The sequence below is a fragment of the Nissabacter sp. SGAir0207 genome (assembly GCF_005491205.1).
Lineage (GTDB): Bacteria > Pseudomonadota > Gammaproteobacteria > Enterobacterales > Enterobacteriaceae > Chimaeribacter.
The window spans coordinates 90939-103490 of sequence record NZ_CP028038.1 but is presented as its reverse complement, the minus strand read 5'-3'; the positions used below and the strand labels follow the sequence as shown (position 1 = coordinate 103490).

15 protein-coding genes and 2 pseudogenes are annotated in these 12552 nt (G+C 54.2%); 2 read left to right on the top strand and 15 right to left on the bottom strand.

The window, feature by feature from the left end:
* Positions 1-596 precede the first annotated feature (596 nt).
* Entirely contained in the window at positions 597-1127 is a 531-nt protein-coding gene (locus C1N62_RS21400; protein ID WP_137765764.1) for a GNAT family N-acetyltransferase, read from the top strand.
* A gap of 21 nt (positions 1128-1148) precedes the next feature.
* Here C1N62_RS21400 and C1N62_RS21395 read toward each other — a convergent pair whose 3' ends face one another.
* Positions 1149-1547 (bottom strand): helix-turn-helix domain-containing protein, encoded by a 399-nt coding sequence (locus C1N62_RS21395; RefSeq protein ID WP_137765763.1) that lies wholly within the window; start codon positions 1545-1547, stop codon positions 1149-1151.
* 73 nt (positions 1548-1620) lie between these two features.
* On the opposite strand from C1N62_RS21395, the gene C1N62_RS21390 reads away from it, so the two are divergent.
* Positions 1621-2109 carry a DUF2938 family protein gene (locus tag C1N62_RS21390; protein ID WP_137765762.1) on the top strand — a complete coding sequence of 163 codons (489 nt, stop codon included), beginning with the start codon at positions 1621-1623 and terminating at the stop codon, positions 2107-2109.
* A 627-nt stretch (positions 2110-2736) separates the two neighbouring features.
* Here C1N62_RS21390 and C1N62_RS21380 read toward each other — a convergent pair.
* From C1N62_RS21380 to C1N62_RS23645, 14 genes and pseudogenes are all read right to left on the bottom strand, one after another.
* Positions 2737-3492, bottom strand: a complete 756-nt coding sequence (locus tag C1N62_RS21380; RefSeq protein WP_137765761.1) for an alpha/beta fold hydrolase — start codon at positions 3490-3492, stop codon at positions 2737-2739.
* Between the two features lie 182 nt (positions 3493-3674).
* Complete coding sequence (locus tag C1N62_RS21375; protein WP_137765760.1) at positions 3675-4448, bottom strand: TIGR03747 family integrating conjugative element membrane protein; 774 nt, start codon at positions 4446-4448, stop codon at positions 3675-3677.
* Positions 4441-6540, bottom strand: a complete 2100-nt coding sequence (gene traD / locus C1N62_RS21370; RefSeq protein ID WP_137765759.1) for a type IV conjugative transfer system coupling protein TraD — start codon at positions 6538-6540, stop codon at positions 4441-4443. The genes C1N62_RS21375 and traD overlap by 8 nt, the downstream gene beginning before the upstream one ends.
* Positions 6537-7094, bottom strand: coding sequence for a restriction endonuclease (locus C1N62_RS21365; RefSeq protein WP_137765758.1), 558 nt, complete (start codon positions 7092-7094; stop codon positions 6537-6539). The genes traD and C1N62_RS21365 overlap by 4 nt, the downstream gene beginning before the upstream one ends.
* Positions 7091-7597, bottom strand: coding sequence for an integrating conjugative element protein (locus C1N62_RS21360; RefSeq protein WP_137765757.1), 507 nt, complete (start codon positions 7595-7597; stop codon positions 7091-7093). The genes C1N62_RS21365 and C1N62_RS21360 overlap by 4 nt, the downstream gene beginning before the upstream one ends.
* 2 nt (positions 7598-7599) lie before the next feature.
* Positions 7600-8229, bottom strand: a complete 630-nt coding sequence (locus C1N62_RS21355) for a lytic transglycosylase domain-containing protein (RefSeq protein WP_137765756.1) — start codon at positions 8227-8229, stop codon at positions 7600-7602.
* Positions 8208-8933 carry a TIGR03759 family integrating conjugative element protein gene (locus C1N62_RS21350; RefSeq protein WP_137765755.1) on the bottom strand — a complete coding sequence of 242 codons (726 nt, stop codon included), beginning with the start codon at positions 8931-8933 and terminating at the stop codon, positions 8208-8210. Before C1N62_RS21350 ends, C1N62_RS21355 begins: the two co-directional genes overlap by 22 nt.
* A 10-nt stretch (positions 8934-8943) precedes the next feature.
* Entirely contained in the window at positions 8944-9711 is a 768-nt protein-coding gene (locus C1N62_RS21345; RefSeq protein WP_137765754.1) for a DUF2275 domain-containing protein, read from the bottom strand.
* Complete coding sequence (locus C1N62_RS21340; RefSeq protein ID WP_137765753.1) at positions 9708-10355, bottom strand: PilL N-terminal domain-containing protein; 648 nt, start codon at positions 10353-10355, stop codon at positions 9708-9710. The genes C1N62_RS21345 and C1N62_RS21340 overlap by 4 nt, the downstream gene beginning before the upstream one ends.
* A gap of 130 nt (positions 10356-10485) precedes the next feature.
* Positions 10486-10734 (bottom strand): DUF2442 domain-containing protein, encoded by a 249-nt coding sequence (locus C1N62_RS21335; protein WP_137765752.1) that lies wholly within the window; start codon positions 10732-10734, stop codon positions 10486-10488.
* Positions 10718-10960 (bottom strand): DUF4160 domain-containing protein, encoded by a 243-nt coding sequence (locus C1N62_RS21330; protein WP_137765751.1) that lies wholly within the window; start codon positions 10958-10960, stop codon positions 10718-10720. The genes C1N62_RS21335 and C1N62_RS21330 overlap by 17 nt, the downstream gene beginning before the upstream one ends.
* Positions 10961-11022: 62 nt before the next feature.
* Positions 11023-11622: a single-stranded DNA-binding protein gene (locus C1N62_RS21325; protein WP_137765750.1), complete on the bottom strand. Its 600-nt coding sequence runs from the start codon at positions 11620-11622 to the stop codon at positions 11023-11025.
* Positions 11623-11679: 57 nt separating this feature from the next.
* A pseudogene (locus tag C1N62_RS23650) lies at positions 11680-11961 on the bottom strand (DUF3577 domain-containing protein); the annotation flags it as partial.
* Positions 11962-12054: 93 nt separating this feature from the next.
* Positions 12055-12552: pseudogene (locus C1N62_RS23645) on the bottom strand (ATP-binding cassette domain-containing protein); the annotation flags it as partial.

Below are 12552 nucleotides of genomic sequence, written 5' to 3'. Positions count from 1 at the left end.
CCCATTACCCTGATTATGCCAGTATGGCGGGAAGTCAGACAGGTTGCCTTAAATTTCAGAGAAGAAGCGCGAGCAGCCAGTGTTACGTCCTCTTTTCGCTTACAGCATATAATGTGCCTGATAAAACCAGAAATTGACAGAGAGGCTCAGCCAGCGCGTTTCAGATGTCGCTTTGTCTTTTAATCTGGCTGTGGGGCAAACCGTATCGCTATCATTTCTGCATCGGGCTGAAGTCCGCCCAGACCCCATCATTTCGATAGCCCCACCTTATTCTGCAGAACAGACTTACCGGTATACCCGCCATGTCTGGGTTTACTGGTGATGAAGGCAGAACAGCTGATATATCCCAGCCTGAAATAAAACCGGCCTGATTTCACGCAGACTAGCTCATATAATGCACACCGGCAAGGATCCTGCATGACCAGCTATTAATCCTGCGTACCGGGGAACGAATTTTTTGCCTGGTTGCTCATGCATAGTGCCGTTAATACAAAAGCGATTAATTATTACTCTCTGAGCAGAGAAAAGAGCACGATTGACAAACACAAGATGAATCAGCATCTTAACTATATTCTGAAAATATTCTCTTTTAACTAATGCTTAATATTCATTCGGACAGGCTGGCTTACCGTTATCTTCTGCAATCTGACTGGCATTTTTTCCGCACCCTTAATCAGGATCGGAATGTAATGCATTTTATTAACGATGCGCGAACCGAAGAAGATATCCGCGCCCAGTCGTTTGAGCCGCGTCTGCAACCGTGGCAAAAAGGCTGTCCGCACTGGCTGTGCCTGATTATCTGCCTGAAAAACACCCTTACGCCGGTTGGCGTAACCGGATTTGTGGACCGCGGTAATGACATCGCTGAAACTGGTTTTATCCTTGATGCCGGTTTTCACGGTAAAGGCATTGGCAGCGAATCTCTGCGCGACATTGCTCGTTTTGCTTTTAATGGCCAGGGTTATCGCAAATTAACCGCTACGGTTACGGCCGGGAATGAAGCCTCGCGCAGAACCTTACTGAAAGTCGGCTTTCAGCAGGAAGGAACGCTACGGGAGAATTATTTTCTGGGGGGCGCCTGGCAGGATGACTGGGTATTCGGGCTTCTGAGCGCAGAATTTACCTGATGAAAACATAAAGCATGAGGTTTATTTAATAAGCCTCAGCCCCCGCCCGACAATCTTTTTGAACTCAGCACATTCGGTATGCTGCGGCGCCGTGCAGTAGGCAATATGTTTCAGCCCCTGGCTCAGAATTCGGAGCTTGCGGATGGTTGCGTCAATCTCCTTTGCCCTGCGACTGAACCGGTCGTGACTGGCATCGCCAACGCTTCCCGGCGTTAATATCTCTGCGATTTCCTGCAATGAGAATCCAGCGGCCTGTCCCAGTACGATTAACTGCAGCCTGTCCAGTACGCTTTCATGATACTGCCTTCTCAGCCCATTACGACCAACCGGGCGGATGAGACCTTTCTTTTCGTAAAAACGTAACGTTGATGGCTGAATGCCAGAACGCTTTGCGACTTCACCAATATCGAGTTCTTTCATTGTTGACTTAAACCAGACTTTAAGTTGCATACTGGTATCAGCTTAACATGACTGCAAAAGGAAAACGAAAAACATGAGGGAAATTGCTGTTTTTATGGCGATAACAGGGACTGGCGCTACCCTGTTAATGGACCTGTGGTCACTCTTTCTGAAACGCGTACTGAATTTACCAACGCTCAATTATGCTTTGGTAGGGCGCTGGATTTTATGGTTTCCTTACGGAAAGTTCCGGCATCAGACGATCGCCTCAACAAAAGCAAGAGCCGGAGAGACGTTTACAGGATGGGCGTTTCATTATCTGACAGGAATGCTTTTTGCTTTACTACCGTTTACGCTTGACGCAACAGACTGGCTGCAAACGCCCTCCTTTTCAACGGCGCTGCTGACGGGTTTGCTTACGCTGTCAGCGCCCTGGCTGATTTTACAGCCGGCTTTCGGATTTGGCATTGCGGCGTCAAACACACCGAGGCCATGGCTGGCGCGCCAGCTAAGTGTTATCACGCATCTGGTTTATAGTGCCGGGCTTTATCTCACGGCATGCATTCTGGTTTCGCTGGACTGAGGATGATGGGGGCTTTTATGAGGGAAAACAGGTCAGTGCATGCCGGCCTGGATACGTGCGCCTTTATTCTGTCGCTATGTATTTATGCTTACTTCCTGTTTCATCTGGAAGAGAGCTTACGCTCACCCGCGATGATCACCCTGTTGCTCACGGGCTTTGCTTGCCTGGTAACCGGAATGGTCATCCGGATGATAAGAGTCAGCCGCAGTTTGTTTGAGCGTCATCAGGTAAAAACCAGACAATGTAAGCAGTGCGGCGCGCGCATTTCAGGACGAACCCCTTGCTCACGACGGTCTGTTTGCCGCTGAGTCTGTTTCATTGATGAAAGAATACGGATTCAAACTAATCCGGCAAAGCGTTGAAGGTAAACAGAGTAATGAACGCACCGTCTGGCTTTCCGCCCGCTAAAATTTTTCCGGCAAGTGATATGCGGTTTGTAAGGATTAAGTTTTGACAGGCGTCAGAGCGGGTATCCCTTGTCAGCAACCTGCCTGCTAAGGCGAGGAAATCAGTATGTCGTACAGATTCATTCAGTCCCCTCCTCGCTCACAGGGGACTGAAAAAGCCCGGTTCCAGTCTGCTTTGTGCCAAAAGTGGACATCACGCCAGCTATCATAATTTATATTTTTAAGAACAAGTGAAAGGTGATATTGAACCCTCATGCGTTTCAATAAATTTAAAAATTTCATTTATTGATGCTTTGTCAGGCTTGTTAAATTCACTCAAATGATCTCCTTTTCCAAGGGTCATCAATAAACCATATTGTTGCGCTATTTCAGCCATAGGAGAGTTATAAGGGTCGTTGGCTCCGGCCCAAAGTAAAATTGGTGTCTTATAAGGAAATAAAGCTTCTTTTTTTTCAGAATACTTTCTTAATTCATTGAAAAAGCATCTGACACTTTCTTGATCATCTAGCGAAAGCCCAGAGACAAGTTCTGGTGCTGTGCTTCTTGCATAAGACATAAACATATCAAAACTAAGTTTGCCTTCAGGCGTTTCCGGAAGGCCATTCTTTAAATCCCATCCGCCTAAAACGACAGAATGCAGCCGTTCCGGATAGTGGTTTAGCAGCCCTAATGCTGCCCATGCGCCAGAGGAATATCCAATAACATGCGCTTTCTCATAGCCCAGCTCATCCATAATTTTCACAATGGATAAAGCCTGATTTTGTTGTGTATATAATTCTGGCACTGACGGTTTTACGCTTTCGCCGTGGCCTAAAAGGTCCGGACAAACAACGTAAAAAAATGGACTAAATAAGGAGATCAATCCATTATTTCGCCAAGATTTTCCGTCCATTAGAAGGCCATGAAGCATTATAATCAGTGAGCCTTTTCCTTCAGCAATATATGACAACTGAGGTGAGCCTAACGTAGATGGCATATGTGTCCCTTTAAATTTAGAGTGTACAGAAAGCATACATGTCTTTAGGCAAGCAGCTCAACGACTAATCGCATAACGGCAGCTCCTCGCTCATAGCAGGCGTCCAATCCGATCCAGATTTAATCGACTGCGGCGGCGTAAATAACTAAAGCCTGCATTACACAGGCTTTGGTCATAGGCGACTAAAGATATTTTTTGAACGATGCTGTTGTAACCGTAATGGTAAGTCCCAGCATTAACGCTGCGGGCAGCAGCAGAAGGTTTGGATAGACTGCTGAAGGCCAGGAGAGGTAGGCCATCACCGGAAGATATACAGCCGGCTTAATCAGCCTTTTCGCGCGGTGATACAGAAAAGACGACTCATAACCAGCACCAAACCGTCGTAAATCACGTCGGCCAAGCCCTTCAACCACGGCAACGCATATAACCAGTACGAACAGCGGTACGGAAAGTGCAATGATCGTGACGCGGATCAGCGTCACGATAGAGACATATACCGTTGCCAGCATGTACTGCTGCAGATAATTCCCCATCCAACTGCTGGCACCTTTAAGATTGCGCGATACCTCATTGCCGCTGTTCATCTCTGCCTGATATGTCTGCTGTATCCAGCCGATGATCCCACTGTCCACAAACGCCCACTGCCAGGCATCCGTTATCCAGCGCGTCACTGTTGCAGCCGGCTCGGAAAGCAGCAGGCTTTGGGTAAAATCAGAAGACAGATAGCCAAACTCGGTATTCATCACCGCCTGGCTGTGCGCTGCCCCCATTTCAGGCCAGAAGAACGCAATCCCGACATATTCAATGACAAGGCTCACCATCAGTGAAGCCAGGATCACGCCAACTAGTTTCCACGGCCAGCCCCAGACCAGGTTGTAGAGCAGGCCGTGCTCCCGCGGTTGCGCGGGGTTCTGCTGCGGATATTGCTGCGGTGCGGTACGACGTGCCTCAGCCATTGTTACCTCCCTTCACTGGCGCTGCTGCTGAACTGCGGCTGTCCCACCACCCTTCACTGCTGTGGTAATTCCGGCGCATCTCTTCTGCAAGACGCGCGATGTTCTCAGGCATATGCACGTCACCTGCATCGCCCGCTGGCAGCGGCATACGAATTTTCCAGAGCTGGCCGCCCTCAAGCAACGCAAACGCCTGACCTTTAGGCAGTGTGACAATGTCGGCAGGCTCAAGCAGTGGCACTTTAATGGTGCCGACGCGATCCTGAGTGCTGGAGGTAAAATCGTGATTGACGGTGACGTCAGCTGAATCCTGATGACCTGAGACCAGCGTTTTGCTGTAGATTTCAACCTGCGGCAGCTGTGAGGTCAGCAGCTCTGCCGTCCGGTTTTCTCGCACGCGCAGCATGATCAGGTTGTTAAAGTTACCCTGAACCTGAGAGGTTTTTGCCGCGCTCCCGATACGGGCTTCAATATCAGATGAGGTCTGCGTGTAGGCCGTCACCTGCATGCCTGCCCCGCCGCCTTTATTGATAAGTGGGATAAACTCATTTCCCATCAGTTCGTTGAATTCATCGCAGTGCAGGTTAATAGGGTCTTTGCCCTCTTTTGAACCCGGCAGGCCGCCGTTGATACCGTGCTTGTAGATGTGACCGGCCACGCTCACCAGATCGGCAAACATGCTGTTACCTACGGCGCTGGCAACCTCGCTGTCGCTGAGCGCATCAAGCCCCACGTAAACGATGCCTTTTTTACGGATAACCTGCTCCCAGTCAAAAATAGGGCGCGGATCTTCCATATTCAGATAATCGGGAGACAGCAGCTCCGCCGTTTTACCGGTGGTCAGTTTTTCCAGCAGCGGCAGCAGTGACGCCACGATTTTGTCAAAGTAGGTGCGGTCATAGCGTACGGCAGAGCGCAGTCCGTCAAGTATCGGGTCATACAGCGCGTTTCCTGCGTCAGAACTCAGCGCCACTTCAACGGCCCAGATACGGATAGCTTCAGGCTGCCCCTGCATGTTGCGCGGCACGTCGTCTTCACTGAATGCGTTGGCGTTATTCTCGATCTGACCGCGCAGTTCGGGCAGCTTCTCGGTAATAATTTTTTCGGCATAACGCAGATACAGATCGGCGATGTTGTTCACGTAGCGGGTGATGAGCGTGTAATCCGGGCGTTCCCCGAGAGCAACCAGCGCACGCGCAACGATATTCACGAACCGCCAGGCAAACTCACGAAACGCTGCGCTGTTACCTTCACCGCTGAGCTGGCCGGCAACGCGGGTTGCGACTTCCGATACGCGCCCAAAGCGCCCTACGGCGTTATACCGCGCGGAAATATCAGGCCAGCCAAGATGGAAAACGGTCAGCTCATCGCCCCGGCCTGCCCGGTGGGCTTCCGCCCAGACCCTTTTCAGCAGGTCCGCATCGCCTTTCGGATCAAACACAATGGTGACGTCTCCACGGCGTATATCCTGAGTGATTAACAGCTCAGCGAGGCGGGTTTTGCCCACGCGGGTTGTACCGTAAACAACCGTGTGGCCGACACGCTCACGTAGATCGAGCGTGACGTCAGTTTCATCCGGTTCAATGCCGTGTACGGCTGGATTTCCGCCAACCGGGGGAAGCGGGCGAACCGGATTGACGGGCGTATCGGCACTGAGCAGCCTGCCGATCGCCGGTAAACTGTTTTCCGTCGCTTCCTCTAACTGGCGGGCAAGCTGATACAGCCTCGACGGCTTCAGGTAGTGGGCCACTTCCGGGCGCAGCGTATCGCGCAGGCGCTGGGTGTGTTTCTGGGTCCAGCGAAACCCACGGCCCAGAAAAAGCCGGCGTTTACTGACGGGGATCTGTTTTGACGTCATCACATAGCGCGGTAAACGGCGAAGGTTGCGGCGATAGCGAATGACCTGCATTCCCTGACGCGCGCGTATGGCAGAAAGCACGGCGAATCCGCCGGCGGTAACGTAGCTGACGGAGGGTGCCAGGGCTACTGCCCAGGGCGCTGTCACGCAGACGATGGCGGCAGTGCCCGCTGCGACCGCAGTATTCAGCTCCACAGCCGGGCGCAGAAGGGCTTCAATTACGTATTTATCACTCACAAAGAAAACTCCTTAAAGGGTTTACCTGCCAGCAGAGCCAGAAGGCGTTGTCCGCTGATAATCATCAGTTGCTGTGAACCGCTGCTGACAGTCCTGCTTTTCTGGCCCGTCCGGCCGGTATGAATAAACAGGCCACGCTGCCCCATGCGCGTCAGCAGCGCGTCAAAGTCCTGAACGTGCGACGGCGTTATCGCCCGGCTGTAGCGCTTAGCCTGAATCAGCCAGCACTCGCCGTTTATGTGTACCCGTCCGTCCAGGCCGCCGTCGCCGCTGTATGACGCATTGCGCTGTACGGCATAGCCCTGACGCACAAATGCCAGCAGCAGTAACTCCTCAAAGACGTAGGGATTAATCTTGCGCAGATAGCTCATGCGCTGCCCGTCTCCGCTGAGCTGGCGAAGGCGGGTATAGACGCGCTCTGCCGTTGCGCGATACCGGCGGTGCCGCCGCTCGCTGACCGACTCACGACGAAAGCGCCAGATCAGAAAGATAATCACGGCCAGCAGGACCGGGTTTGCCATCAGCAGTTCAGCGACGTAAGGAGCGGATATCACGGCCCTACCTCCTGAGACAGGCCGCTGTCCGTGATAAGTACGGGGTAATGCGTCAGCTGCAGGCGGCGGGCAAGTTCAGATCCCGATGAGGGCGCCAGCTGAAGACCGGGTGCGAGACCGCGCAGAGATTTCAGCGATTCCAGACTTTCAACGTTCACAACGAGGCCGGCTGCATTTCTGGCCGAAAGCTGCTGTGCGTTCTGCTGCAGCCACTGCCGTGAATAGCTGTCATCACCCATGATAAACAGCGCGCCGATACCCGGCAGCTGCAGCGCCCGGGGAGTCACGTTACCGGGGGAAAGTTTTAGCGTAATAACGGGCAGCATGGCCGCTTCGCCCTGTTCAGGAGCCGCAGCAGGCGCAGGCGGGGTATTCTGGCGGTTTACGGCCTCGAAAATAGCCTGCGTGTTCTGCCCGCCCAGGTCTGCAATGACGTTGAGCTCCGCCAGTGCGGCAGGCGAAAAGGCGATAAATGCGGTAACGATGAGTTTTTTCAGATTCATGATCACTGACTCCGTGGATCTATCCAGACGAGGCCGTTATCCGGCACCGATGCGGACGCTGTCTGTTCAACTGCGGTAGCCGCCGGCAAATGCGGCGAGGACTGGAGCATGGCGAGCTTGCTTTTAACGAAAGCGCGATAGCGGGCAGCGGGTGCGCCGCCTGCGGGATGGTGATAACAACCGGCTGCATCGAGCCAGCTGCCGGGTTTCCGGTCCCAGCACTCGCGCAGGATGGCGGCAGCGGCGTTCAGATTCACGTAAGGATCCAGCGCCTCCCAGGTTGACGTGAAGCGCTGGCCGTTCCAGCCGAGATTGACCTGAGCAATACCGACATCGATGCGCTTCAGTGAGTTCGTTTTCATGAACACCTGCAGCGCCTGCCAGGCTTCAAGACGGGTTTTATAGCGATAGCCCTTACCCGCGACGTTGAGGGTCCACGGCCACGGGCGTTCGCCCTGCGGCAGCCTGCGCGATGATTCCTGCAGGCTGACGGAGTAGAGCGATTCCGGCGGCACGCTGTGCGCGTGCGCCACGCGCACGTAACCCTCCGGAACGGTCTGTTTGCCCCCGGCAAACGTGGTATGTGAAAGCAGCAGTAACGCCGCTCCGGTCAGAATGCGGCGAGTTGCCATCCGTCTTCCCCCTGCTGCAGAACCACCGGCATGATGCCGTTACCGAACCGCATCCAGCGACCGCCGTCGTGATTCAGCGTGATCTGACGGCTGCGCACCCTGTCCAGCGGAATGTGATGGTCTTTTGCCCAGCCGCGAAGCTTCCCGTCATCGCCCTGGCTGTCTACAAGGTAGATATCAACCGGCCTGTTATCAGCTAATACCGCTGCCAGCCGGGCGTCACACTGCCCGCAGCCCGCTGATTTAACGAACAGCGCCAGCCGCCCGCCGGTGTCGTGCGCAATGCCGGCTGCGTTGCCCATATTGACCGCAAGCGTTTCCGGATAGAGCCGCTTCCATGCGGCGGTGACTTCGCGCTGGAAATCCAGCTCTTTTTGCGTACGCGCAAACTCTTCCTTTACCCACTTCTCAGCATACTGACGACGCTCGGCCTGGCTACGCGCCTCAATACCCAGCGTTGACAGCGGATCCAGACCCGGTGACTGAATACCGCGCGGACCGTTCATCAGGGACTGATAGCGCTGATAATCGTCCTGGCTCAGCCCCCACTGACCGGCTTGTTGCTTCAGATCCTGCACGCTGCTTTGCTGCACGCTCTGCGCCGGCGCATCCACCGGTTCGCCTCTGGAATTCTGAACCTGAACGCTGGCCTGCGCGGAGCAGCAAAGCATAATCACTGCAAGATTGGCTATTTTTAGCTTCATATCGCCTCCGTTAGCGAACGTTGAGAGTCGTTAAGCGACCGTTCACGCGAAATTGCGCCTGGCCGTAGCCGGCGTGAACAAGTGTCCAGCCATTAACGGTCTGGCCTTCGCCGATCAGGCGGATTTCAGCCAGCGAGCTGAATCCCGTCGGCGCAATGGCCGCAAACGACTCCGTGCCCCGCTTTTCAACGCCGGTCAGTACGAATGGTGCTTTGCGGGCCACGGTTTTGACTGCCGGGTGCTGCTTAGCGGGTGCTGGCTTTTTTACAGGTGTTGCCGCTTTGGGTTCAGCTGTGGCCTGCTGCGCTTTCTGTAGCGGGTGCTGCAGTGCGGTAACTGACTGTTCCATTGCAGCCTGACGGCTCTGCAGTGCAGTCTGCGAATCATTCAGCTCATCGATCGAATGGCGAACCTGTTCGACTGCTTCAGATAAGCCTTTGGCAGACCAGGCTTCGAGCGATTTACGGACCGCATCGAGCTGAACCTGCTGCCTTTTAATCGCCTCGGCCTGCGTGCTGATGTTGGCCTGGAGTGGTTCAAGATCGGTTTTAGCCAGTGCCTGGGTGTAAACCACGTTTTGCTGCTTCTCGACGTAGCTGAGACGTTTTTCCTGCGACACACCGGCGCGAAGCGATATGAATGCGAGACCCAGTGCGGCAACCGAAAGCGTGGTCAGTCCTATAGCCGACAGCCGACGTTTTACGGCGCTGAACCTGCCGCCTGATAACGGAGCAACGTCATCACCGTTTTCGTGAAGGAAGGATGTTTCTGTGGTCACTTTGTCAGCCACCCTCCGTGACCAGGCTGGGCCTGAATGGGACGAGGCGCGATCACCTGAGAGGAACTGGCAGAAGATGGAGTGCCAGCAGCCGGTGCGTAGGCGCTGGCAGGACGCGGCGGCAGCTGTGTCACGGGCAGCTGATAACCGGCACGCAGGCTGTGGCAGACCACTCGCTGTACGTCATCCACTTCAAGCTCCCATGCCGGGCCCGCCAGCACCTGCAGCGCGGTGCGAAGGCGCATCGGGCCGAGCTGAAACTGGACGGCCGGCAGCGGCTGACGGTACAACACGCCGTTAGCCGGACCGGTCTGACAAAGCGAGTAGCCGGACTGCTTCAGGGCATAGCGCATGGCGTCAGCCACGGTTGGCTGCACTGAAGAGGGGATGCGGACGTCAATAATCTGTGAGAGGGGGTCGCGCTGCACGGCCTGCGGATCCGTGCTGACCAGCAGGTAACGATCGTAGCGAACCACTTCAGGCGTACGCGCGTATACATCATCAGCAGGTGTCTGAATATTGCGGGAAACGCTGACCGGCGGAACCGGTTCGGAGGGAGCACGCTCCTGCAGCTTCTGGGGCTGCTGAATGCACCCCGCCAGCAGTGCAAGCGGTAAAGCGGCAAAGACGGCGTTAAATTTCATATGAAAAAGTTCCTGTACAGTGAGAACAGGCTTCACTGTGCGCAACTCTTCAGCGTGCTTCTATCAACAACTCTTTTTGCGTTTTCAAAAAAAAACGCCGACCGGAGTCAGCGTTTTTTAATCAGCACCTTCAGGCGACCTGATGAGGCGGGTGCGTTACATCACCGCGTCCCTGTAGCAGGCCATCGATTGAGATATCTTCGTCCAGTGCGTCCCAGTGGATACCACGGGGGTACAGTTCGTAATCTTTCAGCTGTTCGGCGGACGCATTGCGAAGCCGGGGAAACCATGAAAGCGGTACGCCGATTATCCGCTCGTCTGAGAGTTCGACCCACATAATATGATGATCGAACCGAACGTTCTTAGCTGAAATAATCATTCCAGGTCTCCAGAAGCATGGTTTGGTGTTGCCTTATCACTGTCATCAGCTCTTTTACCGTCCGTGAGTCAAATCCATCGTTACTTGCCAGTTTTACAACCGGCTCCCGCCAGAATTTTGCTTCTGTAACGGCCTTTATCACATGAATGTGAGCAGGTTCGCGCGGATTACCTTCGTTAGAGTAGAAAAAGAACCGAAAACCGTTCAGCCATAGTATGGCAGGCATCGTCAGTAACCTTTAAAAGATTATGGTGAAATTTAGTGCAGCGGTCAAAACGCAGCGAAGAGTCAGAGAGAGGATGACGCGTGTTTTGCCATGCCGTAACCGTGTCCCAGGAACGGTATGTCATCATCCCATTCTCCGGCAGGTTGCGACTGTGCCGCTGGTTGCTGAGGCGCGGGCTGAGCGCCATTGTTACGCTGCGAACCACGATTACCTTTCCCGTTATTTCCACTGTGTTTCTGTTGTGGAGCGGGATCTGGCTGTGAAGGTGGCTGCCCCCGGTTACCACTGTATTGCTGCTGGTCGCTGTTTTGTGTGCGGCCACCCAGCATCTGCAGGGTGCCGCCAACGTTCACGACGATTTCCGTCGAGTATTTGTCCTGTCCGCTCTGATCCTGCCACTTGCGGGTGCGCAGCTGACCCTCAATATAGACCTGAGAACCTTTGCGAAGGTATTCGCCGGCGACTTCTGCCAGCTTGCCAAACAGCACAACGCGATGCCATTCGGTAATTTCACGATTTTCGCCGGTCTGCTTATCACGCCATGACTCCGACGTTGCCAGTGAAATGTTAGCGACAGCGCCGCCGCCAAGCATGTAGCGGATTTCCGGATCCTGACCGAGATTGCCAACGAGAATGACTTTGTTTACGCCACGTGAGGACATAAGAATGCTCCTTATGAGTGAAAGCCTGCTCAGAAGAGAGCAGGCTGTGGTGAACAATCAGAATGAGTTTTCTGCGTAGGATTGCTGCTGGGAAGCGGCGCTCTGTGCTTGCTGCGGTTCGGCGCGTTCAGTCTTGAAGACCATGTCCTGGCCTATCTTGATCCAGTCCACTTTGATTAGGCGGGCTTTCAGACTGACGCGGCTTTCACCTGCGTGCTCACCATTTTTCAGCTGAAAAATGTCCGTTGATGGGTTGCTCAGAACAAAGCCAATCAGCACTTTCTTATCCTCATCTACCGCTTTCTGGCAACGGTTAATGAGGCTGCTGGCTTCTTTGCCGATTTGTGCCTTCAGAGGAAGATCAAGGCCGCTAACCGGTTCATCTGCGAGTAGAAAGGCGGGTTTCAGCGCCAGGGCACGGGCGATGGCGACACGCTGCGCTTGACCGCCGGAAAGGAAGCCCGCTGGCTGATGCAACAACTTCGCGCTCAGTTCCACCTGTTCCAACGCATCACGCAGCAAAGCATCGCTGGCCGATTGTGTTGTTAACTGCAGCAGCGGCTCAGCAATTATCTGTGCGACTGTTTGATGCGGTGCCAGCGATGCAGCGGGATCTTGCGGAATGTACTGCACGCGTCGACGATACCAGCGCAGCGCGCGCACGGAAGCCGGTTGCACGCTGTGTCCTTCGCAGAACACTTCGCCGCTATCCGCAGCATCCAGTCCCAGAAGAATGCGCAGTAGAGTTGACTTGCCGCTACCGGACGCGCCAATCAGGCCAATGCGTTCATGACGCTGGCAGGAGAAACTCACCTGATTTAAAGCCAGCGAACCAGGTCGCGGTTTTTGCCAGAGACGCGCGGACTGCACGTAACGCCGACTGAGATTTCCGGCACGAATAAACTCGGCTGCATCAGTATCTAAGCGCAT

What these genes read in the sequence shown, in the direction of transcription:
- C1N62_RS21325 (WP_137765750.1), bottom strand. Translation starts at nt 11,622, where the DNA reads ATGTCCTCACGTGGCGTAAACAAAGTCATTCTCGTTGGCAATCTCGGT.
- C1N62_RS21400 (WP_137765764.1), top strand. Translation starts at nt 597, where the DNA reads ATGCTTAATATTCATTCGGACAGGCTGGCTTACCGTTATCTTCTGCAA.
- C1N62_RS21395 (WP_137765763.1), bottom strand. Translation starts at nt 1,547, where the DNA reads ATGAAAGAACTCGATATTGGTGAAGTCGCAAAGCGTTCTGGCATTCAG.
- C1N62_RS21355 (WP_137765756.1), bottom strand. Translation starts at nt 8,229, where the DNA reads ATGGCAACTCGCCGCATTCTGACCGGAGCGGCGTTACTGCTGCTTTCA.
- C1N62_RS21340 (WP_137765753.1), bottom strand. Translation starts at nt 10,355, where the DNA reads ATGAAATTTAACGCCGTCTTTGCCGCTTTACCGCTTGCACTGCTGGCG.
- C1N62_RS21330 (WP_137765751.1), bottom strand. Translation starts at nt 10,960, where the DNA reads ATGCCTGCCATACTATGGCTGAACGGTTTTCGGTTCTTTTTCTACTCT.
- C1N62_RS21390 (WP_137765762.1), top strand. Translation starts at nt 1,621, where the DNA reads ATGAGGGAAATTGCTGTTTTTATGGCGATAACAGGGACTGGCGCTACC.
- C1N62_RS21335 (WP_137765752.1), bottom strand. Translation starts at nt 10,734, where the DNA reads ATGATTATTTCAGCTAAGAACGTTCGGTTCGATCATCATATTATGTGG.
- C1N62_RS21375 (WP_137765760.1), bottom strand. Translation starts at nt 4,448, where the DNA reads ATGGCTGAGGCACGTCGTACCGCACCGCAGCAATATCCGCAGCAGAAC.
- C1N62_RS21350 (WP_137765755.1), bottom strand. Translation starts at nt 8,933, where the DNA reads ATGAAGCTAAAAATAGCCAATCTTGCAGTGATTATGCTTTGCTGCTCC.
- C1N62_RS21380 (WP_137765761.1), bottom strand. Translation starts at nt 3,492, where the DNA reads ATGCCATCTACGTTAGGCTCACCTCAGTTGTCATATATTGCTGAAGGA.
- C1N62_RS21360 (WP_137765757.1), bottom strand. Translation starts at nt 7,597, where the DNA reads ATGAATCTGAAAAAACTCATCGTTACCGCATTTATCGCCTTTTCGCCT.